12 protein-coding genes and 2 pseudogenes are annotated in these 15587 nt (G+C 71.1%); 4 read left to right on the forward strand and 10 right to left on the reverse strand.

Translation table 11 applies throughout. From position 1 onward, the window contains the following. Together NBX02_RS10525 and NBX02_RS10530 are read right to left on the reverse strand one after the other, a co-directional pair. Positions 1–225, reverse strand: a pseudogene (locus tag NBX02_RS10525) (hypothetical protein); the annotation flags it as partial. Between the two features lie 307 nt (positions 226–532). Then, positions 533–1312: a class I SAM-dependent methyltransferase gene (locus NBX02_RS10530; RefSeq protein ID WP_445548364.1), complete on the reverse strand. Its 780-nt coding sequence runs from the start codon at positions 1310–1312 to the stop codon at positions 533–535. 460 nt (positions 1313–1772) lie between these two features. Here NBX02_RS10530 and rpsA point away from each other — a divergent pair, with 460 nt between their 5' ends. After that, complete coding sequence (gene rpsA, locus NBX02_RS10535) at positions 1773–3254, forward strand: 30S ribosomal protein S1 (protein WP_250287231.1); 1482 nt, start codon at positions 1773–1775, stop codon at positions 3252–3254. Between the two features lie 310 nt (positions 3255–3564). Here rpsA and NBX02_RS10540 read toward each other — a convergent pair whose 3' ends face one another. The 4 genes from NBX02_RS10540 to NBX02_RS10555 form a co-directional block, all read right to left on the reverse strand. Then, positions 3565–4038 carry a hypothetical protein gene (locus NBX02_RS10540; protein ID WP_250287229.1) on the reverse strand — a complete coding sequence of 158 codons (474 nt, stop codon included), beginning with the start codon at positions 4036–4038 and terminating at the stop codon, positions 3565–3567. Positions 4039–4214: 176 nt separating this feature from the next. Then, positions 4215–5492: a maleylpyruvate isomerase family mycothiol-dependent enzyme gene (locus NBX02_RS10545; protein WP_250291161.1), complete on the reverse strand. Its 1278-nt coding sequence runs from the start codon at positions 5490–5492 to the stop codon at positions 4215–4217. After that, on the reverse strand, positions 5489–6253 hold the full coding sequence (locus NBX02_RS23095; RefSeq protein WP_445548361.1) for an RNA polymerase sigma factor: 765 nt from the start codon (positions 6251–6253) through the stop codon (positions 5489–5491). The genes NBX02_RS10545 and NBX02_RS23095 overlap by 4 nt, the downstream gene beginning before the upstream one ends. A 129-nt stretch (positions 6254–6382) precedes the next feature. Further along, the gene (locus NBX02_RS10555) at positions 6383–8719 is read right to left on the reverse strand and encodes an FdhF/YdeP family oxidoreductase (RefSeq protein ID WP_250285921.1); all 2337 of its coding nucleotides are present in this window, start codon (positions 8717–8719) and stop codon (positions 6383–6385) included. 451 nt (positions 8720–9170) lie between these two features. On the opposite strand from NBX02_RS10555, the gene NBX02_RS10560 reads away from it, so the two are divergent. From NBX02_RS10560 to uvrB, 3 genes are all read left to right on the forward strand, one after another. Continuing rightward, the gene (locus NBX02_RS10560) at positions 9171–9581 is read left to right on the forward strand and encodes an SHOCT domain-containing protein (protein WP_250285916.1); all 411 of its coding nucleotides are present in this window, start codon (positions 9171–9173) and stop codon (positions 9579–9581) included. A gap of 70 nt (positions 9582–9651) precedes the next feature. Continuing rightward, positions 9652–10251 carry a dephospho-CoA kinase gene (coaE, locus tag NBX02_RS10565; RefSeq protein WP_250285917.1) on the forward strand — a complete coding sequence of 200 codons (600 nt, stop codon included), beginning with the start codon at positions 9652–9654 and terminating at the stop codon, positions 10249–10251. Positions 10252–10299: 48 nt separating this feature from the next. Continuing rightward, a complete protein-coding gene (gene uvrB, locus NBX02_RS10570; protein WP_445548362.1) occupies positions 10300–12447 on the forward strand; it encodes an excinuclease ABC subunit UvrB in 2148 nt (715 codons plus the stop codon). An 18-nt stretch (positions 12448–12465) separates the two neighbouring features. Here uvrB and NBX02_RS10575 read toward each other — a convergent pair whose 3' ends face one another. The 4 genes and pseudogenes from NBX02_RS10575 to NBX02_RS10590 all read right to left on the reverse strand — a co-directional run. After that, entirely contained in the window at positions 12466–13284 is an 819-nt protein-coding gene (locus tag NBX02_RS10575; RefSeq protein WP_250285918.1) for a hypothetical protein, read from the reverse strand. Positions 13285–13314: 30 nt separating this feature from the next. Beyond that, positions 13315–13752 (reverse strand): hypothetical protein, encoded by a 438-nt coding sequence (locus NBX02_RS10580; RefSeq protein WP_250285919.1) that lies wholly within the window; start codon positions 13750–13752, stop codon positions 13315–13317. Continuing rightward, on the reverse strand, positions 13749–14552 hold the full coding sequence (locus NBX02_RS10585; protein WP_250285920.1) for a hypothetical protein: 804 nt from the start codon (positions 14550–14552) through the stop codon (positions 13749–13751). Before NBX02_RS10585 ends, NBX02_RS10580 begins: the two co-directional genes overlap by 4 nt. 83 nt (positions 14553–14635) lie before the next feature. After that, positions 14636–15587, reverse strand: a pseudogene (locus tag NBX02_RS10590) (hypothetical protein); the annotation flags it as partial.

A 15587-nucleotide genomic window follows, 5' to 3' on the forward strand; every position in this document is an offset into this window, starting at 1 on the left:
GCCCCGGCCCGCCGTGCCCCGGCCCGCCGTGCCCCCGCGTGCCGTGCCCCCGCGTGCCGTGCCCCTGTGTCCGGTCTCCCTGTGCGCGGTGCCTCCGTCCACCGTGGCACGGCCCGTCGCGGCGCTGTCGGCCCGGGGGCGGCCTGCCGCGGTGGTGGTGGCCGTGCCGTGGCCCGTCATGGCGCCGCTGGCCGGGAGGAGGCCATTGGCCGCGAGGACGTCCATCACAGATGGGAGTGCGTTCGTCGCGTTTGGAAGGACTACTGGCCCGTCATCAACCCCCGGCGTCACAGCAGTGATTTTTCCACTACCCGATGCGACATTCCCGTGCCGGGAAATCAGTGGCCAGTCCCGCCGGACTCCGAATATCGCACCCGTGACCGCTTCTGTCGGTACCTGTCAGCGCCTGCCGCCACTTTGCCGGTACCTGTCCGGCATCCCGTTGCCGCCTGTCAGTGCCTGTCAGTGCCTGTCAGTGCCTGTCAGTGCCTGTCAGTGCCTGTCGGGACGTGTCAGTACGTGGCAGTGGGTGTCAGGCGGGCCCGGCGGGCCTGTCGGTCACAAAGATCGCGGTGGACGGGAAGAAGCGGCCCCGCACCGGCCCCCACTGGCCCCAGACCCGGTCGTGACCGGCCGGCCACTCCGGCTCGATCACGTCCAGCAGGCGCAGCCCGGCCGCCACCAGCTCCCGGACCCGGTCACCGACGGTCCGGTGCGTCTCGGCGTAGGTCGTCCGGCCGGCCCAGTCCCGTTCCACGTAGGCCCGGCGGTCGAAGTAGCTGCGCACGACCGTCAGCCCCTCCTTGCCCGGGTGGTCGGGAAACGACCAGATCATCGGATGTGTCGTGGAGAAGACCCAGCGGCCGCCGGGCCGCAGCACCCGGGCGACCTCGCGCATGACCGCGGCGCTGTCCGCGACGAACGGGATCGCGCCAAAGGCGGAGCAGGCCGTGTCCACACTCGCGTCGGCCAGCGGCAGCCGGGCCGCGTCGGCCTGCACCAGGGGGACCGGCACACCGGTGGCGGCCGACAGCGCGCGGGCGTGCCGCAGCTGCCCGGCGGAGAGGTCCAGCGCCACCACCTCGGCGCCGCGGGCGACCAGCCAGCGGGCGCACTGCGCGCCACCGCAGCCGATCTCCAGGACGGTGCGGCCGCGGACCTCGCCGAGCAGCCCGGCGTCGGCCTCCCGCAGCCCCTCCGGGCACCACAGGAAGTCGGTGTCGCCGAGGAAGGCGCCGTGTTCGGCCTGGTAGTCGTCGGCGGTGGCGTCCCAGTAGCCGCGGCTGGCCCACCGGGCACTGTCGTCGTCGATGTCGCTGTAGCCGAACTCCGCCGGGTGGTAGTGGCCCGGAGGGTACTGCGGCGCGGCCCGGCGGGCGGGCGCCGGCTCGCGGGCTGCCGGGCCGGGGTGTTCTGCTCCGTTCACGGCATCGATCCTCGCAGTGTCAGGCGGGCCCCTGGACGCCGGCGGTGGTATGCGGGCGGGCGCGCCGGGTCTGCCGGCGTGGCCTCGCAGTGGTCCGTGCGCCCGGCGGCCCCGCCGGTCCTGTGATCCTGGACGAGGTTACGGGCCCCTGGCGTTGACCACCTTGGACACCGGTCCCTAGACTTAGGACTGGCACGAGAGTCCGTGGATCTCAGACGTAGCAGATCCGCTCGAGCGTCGCTTTCGGTATCGACAGTGTTCGTTTAGCACGGTCCCTGTCCCTCCGTCCCGGCGGTTCGACCCGGCCCTCGTGCATACGACGAACCCCGTAGTCGGAGCCGACCCCTTGACGAGCACCACCGACGTACGACCCGTGGAGACCGTGACCACACCGCCTACCCCGACCACCCCGCAGGTCGCGGTCAACGACATCGGCTCGGCCGAGGACTTCCTCGCCGCCGTCGACAAAACGATCAAATTTTTCAACGACGGCGACATCGTCGACGGAACCATCGTCAAGGTGGACCGCGACGAGGTGCTCCTTGACATCGGCTACAAGACCGAAGGCGTCATCCCGTCCCGGGAGCTTTCGATCAAGCACGATGTCGACCCGCACGAGGTCGTCACCGTCGGCGATCATGTCGAGGCCCTCGTTCTCCAGAAGGAGGACAAGGAAGGCCGGCTCATCCTGTCGAAGAAGCGCGCCCAGTACGAGCGCGCCTGGGGCACGATCGAGAAGCTCAAGGAAGAGGACGGCGTCGTCAACGGCACCGTCATCGAGGTCGTCAAGGGCGGCCTCATCCTCGACATCGGGCTGCGCGGCTTCCTGCCGGCCTCCCTGGTGGAGATGCGCCGCGTCCGCGACCTGCAGCCCTACGTCGGCCGTGAGCTCGAAGCCAAGATCATAGAGCTGGACAAGAACCGGAACAACGTGGTCCTCTCCCGCCGGGCCTGGCTGGAGCAGACCCAGAGCGAGGTCCGCTCGGAGTTCCTCGCCCAGCTCGCCAAGGGCCAGATCCGCAAGGGTGTTGTCAGCTCCATCGTCAACTTCGGCGCGTTCGTCGACCTCGGTGGTGTCGACGGCCTGGTGCACGTCTCCGAGCTGTCCTGGAAGCACATCGACCACCCGTCCGAGGTCGTCGAGGTGGGCCAGGAGGTCACGGTCGAGGTCCTCGACGTCGACCTGGAGCGGGAGCGGGTGTCGCTGTCACTGAAGGCCACCCAGGAAGACCCGTGGCGCCAGTTCGCCCGCACCCACGCCATCGGCCAGGTCGTGCCGGGCCGGGTCACCAAGCTCGTGCCGTTCGGCGCGTTCGTCCGGGTGGACGAGGGCATCGAGGGCCTGGTGCACATCTCCGAGCTGGCCGAGCGCCACGTGGAGATCCCCGAGCAGGTCGTCAACGTCGGGGACGAGATCCTCGTCAAGGTCATCGACATCGACCTGGACCGTCGCCGGATCAGCCTGTCCCTCAAGCAGGCCAACGACAGCAGCGCGCTGCTGCCCGACGGCGAGGCCTTCGACCCGTCCCAGTACGGGATGGAGGCCAAGTACGACGAGCAGGGCAACTACGTCTACCCCGAGGGCTTCGACCCGGAGACGGGGGAGTGGCTGCCCGGCTTCGAGGAGCAGCAGGCCGAGTGGGAGCGGCAGTACGCCGAGGCCCAGCAGCGCTACGAGGCGCACCAGGCACAGATCCGCGCCGCTCAGGAGGCCGAGGCCGCCGCGGTCGCGCCGTCGTCCTACACCTCCGCCGAGTCGGAGCAGCCCGCCTCCGCGATCGACGAGGAAGCGTTGCGCCGGCTTCGCGAGCAGTTCGGCCGCGAGTAGCACGGAAGATCATCAAGCGATAGCGGGGGCCGGCGGGAGATCTCCCGCCGGCCCCCGCATATGTTCGTGTCACAGGTGGGGTTCGTGTCACAGGCGCGGCCGCCGGTGGCGTGTCCCCGCTCTGAGGGCAGCGCGGTGTCGCTGCCAGCGGCCCGGGGGCTGGCCTCGGGCAGCGCGGGACAAGCATGATCGCGCTGCCTCCGGCCCCTTGTGAACCGCTGGTTCAGCCCACGTCCTGCCTGCCGGCAGATCCCTGATCGACAGATTTACAAGATCTTTATCGTCCGGGAAGGCGTCGTGCGGTGGCTTCCTAGAGGATGATCTCGCAGTTGACCACGAACTCCCCGTTCTTGCAGGTGTCGTAGCCGCCCCGTCCGTCGATCGAGTCGGTCCCGTCACCCCCGTTGAGCGCGTCGTTGCCGTTGCTGCCCGGGATGCTGTCGCTGCCCGGACCGCCCATGACCGAAAGCGGGCTCACCGGTGTGCCGCCGGTGAAGACCAACTGGTCGTTGCCGTCACCGAGGCAGATCGTCACGTTGCTCACGAACGGGCTGACGTAGACAACGTCGTTCCCGCCTTTGGCCGAGATCACGTCGTTGCTCCGGGCGGTGATGAAGTCCGCGCCGTCGCTCCCGACGACGGTGGCGGTGAGCGCGGCGCCGGTGAACTGGTTGACGCAGGTCTCGACGGCCGCTGAGGCAGGGGACGACAGGCCGGTGAGCAGGACCGGCAGGAGCGCGGTGGTGGAAGCCGCGAGGGCGACGGTGAGCCGACGGGTACGCATGATCTCTCCTTCTGACGCCGGCCGGTCGGTCGGGTTGGTGGTGCCGGCGTCGAGGAGAGTTCGGCGCCCAGGGCGGGCCGGATCGAAGATGTCTCCTTGCCGACACGTCCGCCCGCGATCCGCTGGCCGGGAAAACCGCGGGACAGCCGGAATCGCGTGTGGTGGATGCCGCTCGGTCAGGCGCCGGCAAAAGAGGGTGCGACGTCGAGCATCGCCTGGGCGATCTCGATGTCTCCCGCCATCTCGGCACCGAGATCCGCTGTCTGCCTGCGGTCGGCGACCAGGAGACAGAAGTCGAGGATGCGCGTGCGCAGCCACGCGTCCGCGGCGGGCCCCTTCCCCGTGCCGGGGATCTCGCGCGGGCCGTCCGGCCCGATCAGCCACCGGCCCCCACCGGCGCCCGACAGGTCGACCAGGAGGGTGGCCTGCCTGGACCGGTCGGGCAGGGCGGCTCGCCGTTTCGGGTCGAGCGCGCGCATCGCCGTGTCGGCCATCCGGTGGAGATGGGCGGCGGGAGGAAGCGGCATGGTGAGGCCGACCTGCTCGGCGATGTCGCGTCCGTGGATCCAGGTCTCGAACGCCCGAGCGGTCAGGTGGTCGTGCAGGTGGGCGGCGGATGTCGTGTCCGGGGCGGCCGACCGGGCGGCCGGCCGGGCGGTGGAGGGCTCGGCCGGCCCGAGACGGCCGGCGATCCGGTCCGCCCCGTCATGCCATGCCCGCCAGGTGCGTTCCGCCGTCCAGCCGTGCTGGTGGGCGTGGACGGCGGCGGTCCGCTCGTCGAGGTCGGTGCTTTCCACCGGCGGGTCCACCGCCAGGCCGATCCGGGCCGCGAGCAGCCCGTCGGAAGCGGCCAGATGCGCGATCAACTCCCGCGGGTTCCAGCCGTTGACGATCGGGCGCGCCCACTCCTGTGCGGTGAGCTCGGCCAGCAGCCGGTCGACGGCGGCGACCTGGGCAAGGTAAAGATCCGCGATCCCGGCTGTGAGCGGTGCGGCGGGACGGCGGGCGAGTGCCGCGGCCACGACCGCTTCGACTCCGCCGGCACGCGGGCCGGCTGTCCACGCGTCCCCGGCTGTCCACGCATCCGCGGTTCCGGCCGGCTCGGGAGCGCCGGCCATGTCCTCCGGACCATCCGGTGGTGTCACCCTGCCCGAGGCTGCCGTCACACCGTTGGCCGACGGCACGGCCGTCGGGGAGAACGCGCCCGCCGGAAACGACGTGGGGACGGGGCGGCCGTCGGGCCCGACCAGTTCGAGCAGGCCGGTGCCGAGGGTCTCGGCGACGGCCAGGCACTGTTCGCAGCGGCCGAGGTGGGTTTCGATGACAATGGTCTCGTCCGGATCGCAGGCGCCGAGCACGTATGCCCCGAGCAGGTCATCGACATGCCCCCGGCATCCGGCGGTGGGCAGGTGCCCAGGCCCGCCGGACCCGGCTCCGGCGTCCCCCACAGTCACGAGTGGACTCCTTCGCGTTCCAGCCGGACGGCCAGTTTGTGTAACGCTGTTCGGATACGGGATTTCACCGTACCTTCCGGGATGGTAAGCCTTGCGGCTGCCTCGCGGTACGTGCATCCGTCGAAAAACGCGAGCTCCACCGCCTCCCGCAGTTGATGGGGCAGGTCGGCCACGCCCTGGCGCACCATGGCCGCGGTGGCTTCGCTCAGCACCACCGCGTCGGCGGCCGGGCCGTCGGGCAGGCCGGCCAGCTCCCGGGCGACGGCATCCGACGGCCTGCGCACATGTTCGCGCCGGACCCAGTCCACCGCCCGCCGCCGAGCGATGACGACCAGGTAGGCGCGCAGGTTGCCGCGTCCGGGGTCGAACCGCAGAGGGTGCTCCCACAGGTGGACCAGGACGTCCTGCACGATCTCGGCCGCGGCCTCGCGGTCGGCGGTGACCTGCGTGGCTACGGCCATGAGACAGCCCGCGTAGCGGGCGTGCACCTCGGCCAGCGCGGTGGCGTCGCCGGCGGCCAGCCGGCGGTGCAGGTCCTGGAGCTGCTCCCCGGAAAAGTCATCCGGACGTGATGCGCCGGATCCGGATGCCGTGGGCCCATGGGAGCGGTCCGGAAGGGAAAGGGAGTGGTCCGGAAGGGAGTGCTGCCTGCCGGGCTTTCCGGGCCGGGTCGCTGGGAGGGCGCCAGGGGGCTCGACACCTGTCAGGGCCGAACAGGCGGCCTGATCATCCTCGCTCCGGGGGACGGCCGCGGAAAACACGGCGCGAAGTATCCCATGTCCGGATCGGCGAGGTCCACCATGCCCGGCCGGCGACGCTGCGCCATCGGCTTGGTGACCAGCGGGCTGCCCGCGTCGACAGCCGTCCTGATCCTGCCGCGTCGCCCGCGCCTACCGTGGTTCCAGCCGGACGATCAGCGACTTGGACGTGGGCGTGTTGCTGCGCCGGGCGGTGCTGTCCAAGGGGACGAGGACGTTCGTCTCCGGGAAGTACGCGGCGGCGCAGCCGCGGGCGGTGGGGTAGGCGACAGCGCGGAAGTTCTCGGCCCGGCGTTCGGCACCGTTGCCCTGCCCGTTGCCGGCGACGGCGACGGCGGCGTGGACGGCGGCGTGGACGCTGACGATGTCCACCTGGCCGCCGTCGGGGATGCCGAGCGCGGCGAGGTCGTCGGGGTGGACGAGGACGACGCGCCGGCCGTGGCGGATGCCGCGGTAGCGGTCGTCCAGGCCGTAGACGGTGGTGTTGTACTGGTCGTGGGAGCGGATCGTCTGGAGCAGCAGGTGCCCGGGCGGTGTGCGCAGCACCTCCAGCGTGTTGACGGTGATGGCGGCGCGGCCGGCCGGGGTCGGGAAGCTGCGGCTGTCCCGGGGCGGGTGCGGCAGCAGGAATCCCCCGGGCCGGCCGGCCCGGGCGTCGTAGTCGGCGAAGGCGGGCAGGACGGCGGCGATGTGGCCGCGGATGCGCCGGTAGTCGCCGGCCAGGCCCGCCCAGTCCACCGCCGTCCTCCCGCCGAGGGTGGCCCGGGCGAGCCCGCAGACGATGGCGACCTCCGAGCGCAGCGACGGCGCCGCCGGCGGCAGGCTGCCGCGGGAGGCGTGCACGGCACCCATCGAGTCCTCGACGGTGACGAACTGCGGGCCGCCGGCCTGCACGTCGATCTCGGTCCGGCCCAGCGCGGGCAGGATGAGGGCCTGGCGGCCGGTGACCGCGTGGGAGCGGTTGAGCTTGGTGGAGATCTGCACGGTGAGCCGGCAGCCGCGCATCGCCGCCTCGCTGACGGCCGTGTCGGGCGCGGCCGCGACGAAGTTGCCGCCCATGCCGACGAAGACCTTCACCCGCCCGTCCCGCATCGCGCGGATCGCGTTGACGACGTCGTGGCCGTGCCGTCGCGGCGGGGCGAAGCCGAACTCGGCGCCGAGGGCGTCGAGGAACGCGTCCGGCATCCTCTCCCAGATGCCCATCGTGCGGTCGCCCTGGACGTTGCTGTGCCCGCGCACCGGGCAGACCCCGGCCCCCGGCCGGCCGATGTTGCCGCGCAGGAGCAGGAAGTTCACCACCTCCCGGATGGTGGCCACCGCGTTGGCGTGCTGGGTGAGCCCCATCGCCCAGCACACGATGATCTTCTCGGCGGCCAGCACCCGGCGGGCCAGCTCGTCGATCTCGCTGTCGGCGAGCCCGGTGGCGGCGCGGACGTCGTCGTCGGACAGCGTCCGCAGATGCTCGGCGAACGCGTCGAAGCCGGTGGTGTGCGCGGCGAGGAAGCCGTGGTCGAGCACTGTGCCCGGGGCGGCGGCCTCGGCGTCGAGCAGGCGGCGTGACAGCGCCTGGAACAGCGCCATGTCGCCGTTGAGCCGGATCTGGAGGTACTGGTCGGCCAGGGCGGTGCCGCGCCCGAGCACACCGGCGGGCCGCTGCGGGTTACGGAACCGGATCAGCGACGTCTCGGGCAGCGGGTTGACCGCGACGATGCCGCCGCCGGCCCGTTTCACCCGCTCCAGCGTCGAGAGCATGCGCGGATGGTTCGTCCCCGGGTTCTGCCCGACGACGAGCACCAGGTCGGCCTGTTCGAGGTCGTCGAGGGTGACGCTGCCCTTGCCGATACCGATCGTCTCGGTGAGCGCCGCCCCGGAGGACTCGTGGCACATGTTCGAGCAGTCCGGCAGGTTGTTGGTGCCGAACGCGCGGACGAACAGCTGGTAGACGAACGCCGCCTCGTTGCTGGTGCGCCCCGAGGTGTAGAAGACGGCCTCGTCGGGACTGTCCAGGCCGGTCAGCTCGGCCGCGATGATCCTGAAGGCGTCGTCCCAGCTCACCGGGCGGTAGTGGTCGTCGTCCGCCGCCTTGTGCATCGGCTCGCACAGCCGGCCCTGCTGGCCGAGCCAGTAGCCGGAGCGGCCGGCGAGATCCGGCAGCGGATGCGCGGCGAAGAACTCCGGTGCCAGCCGGCGCAGGGTCGCCTCCTCCGCGACGGCCTTCGCCCCGTTCTCGCAGAACTCCGCGGCGGCGCGGTGCGCGGGATCCGGGTCCGGCCAGGCGCATCCCGGGCAGTCGAACCCGTCCGTCTGGTTGAGCAGCCGCAGGGTGGCGACGCTGCGGCGCACCCCCATCTGGGCCACCGACTGGCCGAGCGCGTGCGCCACCCCGGGCAGCCCCGCCGCGTAACGCGCCGGGGCGCCCACTGTCACCCGGCCTTCGTCCGGCTCCGTCACCGGTGCCCTGCGCACCACCCCGGGCACCTCCCCGCATCATGGACGCCGTCCACCGCAAGCATTCAACAGGCCACCCGGCACGTCCAGCGCCGAAGAGCCGGCTGCCGTCCGCCAACGCCCCCGCAAGCGGTTCCCACCGGCGGCCGGCCGCCCTGCCCGCCTGCCGGGCTCCTGGCGGACGGGCTCCTTGGCGGACGGGGAATCGGTGGCTTTTTCGACAGGTGAGCCCGGCTCTGTCCGGAATCCGTCACAAGCGCCCGGGCGCGATGTGGCCGGGCTGCTGCCGCATCCCTTCCGCGGCGGTGTTTTCACCTGGTGGGGATGAGGAGGGGGACGCCGTCGCCGCGCATGGTGGACGTGACGGTTGTCGCGTTACATCGGCCGTGCGTGTGCACCGGCCGTATCCGTGCCAGGCCGGGCCTGGTGTCTCCCCCGCGGATCCGCCGCGGGGGAGCGCCGCGGCGCGGCCATGGCGCGACACCAGGGGGTCATCGTGGACAGCGACTATTCGTATCCGCTGCTCAGCGTGTTCTGGACGTTGTTGTGGTTCTTTCTCTTCGCACTGTGGTTCTATCTGCTCTTCGCGGTCGTGTCCGACATTCTGCTCAGCCATGACCTGTCCGGCTGGGGTAAGGCAGGCTGGATCGTCGTCGCCATCGTGTTCCCGTTGTTCGGCATCCTTATCTATCTGATCGTGCGGGGCGGCGGCATGCACGAACGGGCGATGGAGCGGGCGGCCCGGCAGGAGCAGGCGCTGCGCAGCTATGTCCCGCCGGGTGGCGGCCCCGCGGACGAGATCGGCCGCCTCGCCGAGCTGCGGGACCACGGCGCCATCTCGGACGAGGAGTACCAGCGGCTGAAGGCCAAGGTCCTCACCTGACGCGGCCCGCCCATCCGGTACGGCGGCCCATCCGGTACGGCGGACGGGGCGATGCGGCAGACTCGCTCCTGTGCTGCGGGTGGGGCTGACCGGTGGGATCGGTGCGGGCAAGAGCGCGGTGGCGCGGCTGCTGGCCGGCCACGGCGCGGTGGTGATCGACGCGGACCAGCTCGCCCGCGAGGTGGTCGCTCCCGGGACACCGGGGCTGCAAGCCGTGGTCGAGGAGTTCGGCGCGCATCTGCTCGGGGCCGACGGCGCGCTCGACCGGGCGGCTCTCGGGGCGGTCGTGTTCGCCGACCCGGACGCCCGCCGCCGGCTGGAGGCGATCACGCATCCGCTGGTCGGCGCGCGGGCGGCCGAACGCATGGCGCAGGCGCCGGCGGACGCGGTGGTCGTCTACGACGTGCCGCTGCTCGTCGAGGCCGGTCTCGCCGGCCGGTACGACGTGGTCGTCGTGGTGGAGGCGCCGCTGGAGGTCCGCCTGGCCCGGCTGGCCGGCCGGGGCCTGCCCCCCGGGCAGGCGCGGGCGCGGATGGCCAACCAGGCCGACGACGCCGCCCGCCGGGCGGTCGCGGACATCCTCGTGGACAACGGCGGCAGCCCGGAGGACCTTCGGGCCAGGGTGGACGAGGTGTGGGCGGGCCTGCTCGCGTCCCACCAGCCCGGGTAGGGCCGGCCGGGTGCGAAATTGTCGGAGGTCTGTGGTGTTGTAGGGGACGTGAGCCCCACGACCGACCGTCCCGCCGGCGTCGACCGCCCCGCCAGCGCCATCACGCGCTCGACCGCGCCGTTCCAGGTCGTCTCCGAGTTCGAGCCCTCCGGTGACCAGCCGGCGGCGATCGCGGAGCTGGCCCGCCGGATCCGCGCCGGCGAGAAGGACGTCGTCCTGCTGGGCGCGACCGGCACCGGCAAGTCGGCCACCACCGCGTGGCTGGTGGAACAGGTGCAGCGGCCGACGCTGGTGATGGCACCGAACAAGACCCTCGCCGCCCAGCTCGCCAACGAGTTCCGGGAGCTGCTGCCGCACAACGCCGTCGAGTACTTCGTCTCGTACTACGACTACTACCAGCCCGAGGCGTACATCGCCCAGACCGACACCTACATCGAGAAGGACTCCTCGGTCAACGAGGAGGTCGAGCGGCTGCGCCACTCGGCCACGATGAGCCTGCTCACCCGCAGGGACGTGGTGGTCGTGGCGAGCGTGAGCTGCATCTACGGCCTGGGCACCCCCGAGGAGTACATCGAGCGCATGGTCCGGCTGCGGGTCGGGGAGGAGATCGAGCGCGACAGGCTGCTGCGCCGGTTCGTCGACATCCAGTACGCCCGCAACGACATCGCCTTCACCCGGGGGACGTTCCGGGTCCGCGGCGACACCGTCGAGGTGTTCCCCGTCTACGAGGAGCTCGCCGTCCGCATCGAGATGTTCGGCGACGAGATCGAACGGCTGGCCTACCTGCACCCGCTCACCGGTGAGATCGTCCGGGAGGCGCGGGATGTCTTCGTCTTCCCCGCCACCCACTACGTGGCCGGCCCGCAACGCATGGAACGGGCGATCGCGGGCATCGAGACGGAGCTCACCGACCGGCTCGCCGAGATGGAACGCCAGAGCAGGCTGCTGGAGGCCCAGCGGCTGCGGATGCGCACCACCTACGACATCGAGATGATGCGCCAGGTCGGTTTCTGCTCGGGTATCGAGAACTACTCCCGGCACATCGACGGCCGGGCCGCCGGCAGCCCACCGCACACCCTGCTGGACTATTTCCCGGACGACTTCCTGCTGGTGATCGACGAGTCGCACAACACGGTCCCGCAGATCGGCGGGATGTTCGAGGGCGACATGTCGCGCAAGCGCAACCTGGTCGAGCACGGTTTCCGGCTGCCCAGCGCGATGGACAACCGGCCGCTGCGCTGGGAGGAGTTCTGCGCCCGTATCGGCCAGACGGTGTACCTGTCGGCGACCCCCGGGCCGTACGAGCTCTCCCGCGCCGACGGCGTGGTCGAGCAGATCATCCGGCCGACCGGCCTGCTCGACCCGGAGGTCGTGCTCAAACCGACCAGGGGGCAGATCGACGACCTCGTCGGCGAGATCCGCGCCCGCGCCGGACGCGACGAGCGGGTGCTGGTCACGACGCTGACCAAGAAGATGGCCGAGGACCTCACCGACTACCTGCTCGAGCTCGGCATCCGGGTCCGCTACCTGCACAGCGACATCGACACGCTGCGCCGCGTCGAGCTGCTCACCGGCCTGCGCAGGGGCGAGTTCGACGTGCTGGTCGGCATCAACCTGCTGCGGGAGGGGCTGGACCTGCCCGAGGTGTCGCTGGTGTCCATCCTGGACGCCGACAAGGAGGGCTTCCTGCGGTCGGACAAGTCGCTGATCCAGACCATCGGCCGGGCCGCGCGCAACGTCTCCGGCCAGGTACACATGTACGCCGACAAGGTGACCCCGTCGATGCGGCGGGCCATCGAGGAGACGAACCGGCGGCGCGCGAAGCAGATCGCCTACAACGCCGAACGGGGAGTGGACCCGCAGCCGCTGCGCAAGAAGGTCATCGACATCCTGGACGACCTCGTCCGGGAGAGCGCCGAGGGTGAGGCCATCGGCGGTGGCGGCCGCGCCCGCTCCCGCGGGAAGGTGCCGGGGCCCGGGATGTCGTCGAAGGCGGGCCGTGACGGTGTGGTCGGGCGGCACGCGGCCGAGCTGGCCGGTATGCCCAGCGCCGACCTGGCGCAGCTCATCCGCCAGCTCGACGACCAGATGCACGAGGCGGCCAAGGAGCTCCAGTTCGAGCTCGCCGCCCGGCTACGCGACGAGATCGCCGAACTGAAAAAAGAGCTACGCGGCATGCACGCGGCCGGCATATGACCCCCGCGGCCTTCCCGTTCATGGCCGGGCGAGTACGGGCATGTTCCCGTTTTCTCCCCGGTCGGCCGGCAGGAGGCCGAGCTGGGCGCTCAGCTCCGTCCGGAACCGCATGCCCGGCAGCCAGTAGCGGTCCGTGACGGCAAAACGTTCACCCAGCGGGAACGGGCCATCCGGATCCTGGTCCGTCAGGAGCGCGCGGGCACGGCCCAGAAGCGCCATCGCGTCCTCCGCGACACGAAACCCGATCTCCGGGATGTCCGCCGGCCACATGGTGTTGATGATTTCATCACCGAGCGCGCAGGACGCCCCCCACCAGCTGTCCCAGCCGGGCAGGCTCTTGCCGAAGTACCCGGCGTACCGGTCGGCCCAGGCGCCGCGGGCGCCCATGGCATACGCGGACGAGCCGATCGTCCGCCCGGGGTCCAGGCCGGTGACGGACGCGAAGCCCAGGAACTGCCACCGCCGGACCGGTCTGGTCGACAGCCAGCCCACACACGCGGTCAGGGCCTGCCACTCCTCGGCGGAGAAAGCCGCCAGCTCCGTCTCCGGACGTGGTATCAGCACCATGAGGGCCACTTCCACCACGTCGAACCAGAGGTCACCGCCGCGGGCCGTCGCCGGCGGCCTGGCGCCGATCCAGCATGCCCGGTCATGCCACACGCCCGACGTCCGCGGCCTGTCCATCCAGTGGTCGCCGGTGGTGAGGTACGCCCGTAGCAGTTCGGCTTCGGCCGGCTCGCCGCCGTGTACGAGCGCGTCCACCAGCCGGGGCGATGCCGACCCGGCCGCCCACAGCCGTAGGTGATCGGCGTAGGCGTCGTCCAGCGTGCCGGTCATTCCCGGCCTTCTCTCATTGCTGGCCTTCTCTCATGTCCGGTTTTCTCTCGGGCTCATGGCGGCCGTCCACGGGAAGGGCACCGGGGCGCCATCGGGAATGTCCGGCTGGCCGACGGCACGGAACAGCGCGGCCTCGCCGTATGTCGCCGCGCGGAGCCCCCGGCGGAACAGCACCCGCCCCGCCCGGCCGCCGACCACGCACCGCCCGTCCGCCAGCTCACGGATCGGCCGGATGAGCACGAAGTCCCTGGCCATGAGGAGCGGCAGCGGCTCGTCCGGATGGTGGGTGAGGGTGGGGATCTGATGGAGGCCGGCCTCGCGCGCGGCGGCGAGCAGGAGGTTCTGCAGGGTGACCTTCGTGCCGTCGGGCAGCCCCACCGCGTGCAGCGGCCCACCGCTCCACCCCTGCTTGCGCAGCCGCTCCGCGACCGTCAGGACAGCGGCCCGCCGGATGCACGGATCGATCACCGCGTTCGCCCGCCCTCGGTCATGGCAGCCCGCCGACGGTCGATGACAGCGCCCGGTTCGTCATCCTCTTCCGGATCTGTTATTCCCAGCTGGCTGGAGACGGCGGTCCGGAAGCGGACGCCCGGCGCAGGGTAAGACGCATCAAGGGATGGGAAATTGTCGCCCAGGTCGTTGTCCCACGGGGTGCCGGCCAGGACGTCGTCGCGCCCGACGACGATCCAGAATCCGGAGTTCACCTCGCCGGCGTGCTCCGGGGCGTCCTCCGGCCACATGCCCGCGAGTTCTTCCGCCGACAGCGCCTCATGGGCGGCCTCCCAGTAGTCCGGGTCGCAGGTCGCCTTGCCGAGGAAGAGAGCGATGTCCCACGCCAGCGCCGGCGGCACCCCGGCGACAGCCGCATGCGGCAGGCCGGCCTCCGTGTCGACCCGCAGGTCGCGGCCGGCCACCAGCGCACATCCCATCGCCTGCCAGACCGCCATCTGCCGAACGGCGACCCATCCGACAAACGGCGTGTGCCGCGCCAGGAAACGCGGCGGGAGCTCGGCGAGTTCCGCGAGATCCTCCTGGGTCTGCGGGATCAGGACCATCAGCGAGATCTCGACCGGGTCGAACCACAGATCACCAGCCGAGGCTTCGCCGGTGTCCGGGGGGTACCAGCCCAGCCAGCAGCGCCGGCCACTCCAGATCCCGGCCGACTCCGGCGCGGGCAGATATCTCGTCAGGCCGTCCCCGCGGGCCTGGAGCAGGTCGCGCTCGAGGTACAACCCGTTCGCCTCCAGGGCGACAAGAAGTTCGTCCACAGAACGTTTGCCCGTCAGATCCCGAAGATAGCTCGCAAAACATTCTATGAGCATTGGAAGGGGCGGCACACCCGAACGGTTTTTCATTTTCCGGCCAAGATTCTCGGTGGTTCCAGGCGCCCCGTCAGGGGGAACTGTGAACCGTCGGGATTTTTCGGTTGGCGGGCGGCGCGGAACAAGGCGGCTTCGCCCCAGGTCAGCGGATTGTCCTTTTTCTTGTATAAGATTTCGCCCTCCGTTCCACCGCGGACAAGGCTGCCGTCCGGCAGCTGGCGGATACTGTGGTTCGGTCTGAAAAATATCGACTTCCCTCGTTTTTCAGGGAAGGGCTCGTCGGGGTGGTGGCGTATGACTGGGACGTCTATTCCTGCTTCGCGGGCGGCGAGGAGGCGGCGGTTGTCGATGCTCAGCAGCGACTTGTCGGGGAGTTCGACGACGTCGATGGGATTGCCCTTCCAGCCCTCGGTCCGCATGCTCTCCACCAGTTTGGGGATGGTTATGCCATCGTGTGTCCGCGGTTTCACGTTCTCCTGACTGAATCGTATGGTGTGCGGATTTTCCAGGCTGCGGACCGGTGGTGTCCACACGCGTGCGACGCCACGGGACGTACCGGCTTCTGTTCTCAGAATACGCCCGGTGATCAGGCCGGCTGGTTCGCCGCCGCCGGCCACCGCCAGCGCGGGCGACGGGAACGGGTCGAGGAGGTTCCTGAGAATCGTGGTGATGTGGGCGCTGGTGTTGCGGAGGCTGGTGGCGAGGGTGGTGAGGTGGGTACGGGTGGTGGTGAGGGTGGTGCGGCTGAGGGCGGCGGTGCTGTGCGCGAGGGTGGTGAGGGCGTGGCCGTCGCGGAGGGCGTCGCCGGCCGTGCGCAGGCCGCGGGCGAGCCCGGCGGTGGTGGTGAGTCCTCTGCCGCCCGGGATGCAGCCGAGTAGCGCCAGGCCGACGTCCCAGCCGGAGGCGTCGCCGGCGGTGTAGTGGGCCAGGGTGTCGGCGAGGACGACCAGGGCGGCGGCGAACACGATCCAGGCGGCCGGT

The sequence above is a fragment of the Protofrankia sp. CiP1_Cm_nod1 genome, assembly GCF_920888515.1.
Classification (GTDB): domain Bacteria; phylum Actinomycetota; class Actinomycetes; order Frankiales; family Frankiaceae; genus Protofrankia.

Coding starts and splice junctions, on each gene's coding strand:
- NBX02_RS10540 (WP_250287229.1), bottom strand. CDS start 4,038: ATGCGTACCCGTCGGCTCACCGTCGCCCTCGCGGCTTCCACCACCGCG.
- NBX02_RS10560 (WP_250285916.1), top strand. CDS start 9,171: ATGGCGCGACACCAGGGGGTCATCGTGGACAGCGACTATTCGTATCCG.
- NBX02_RS10575 (WP_250285918.1), bottom strand. CDS start 13,284: ATGACCGGCACGCTGGACGACGCCTACGCCGATCACCTACGGCTGTGG.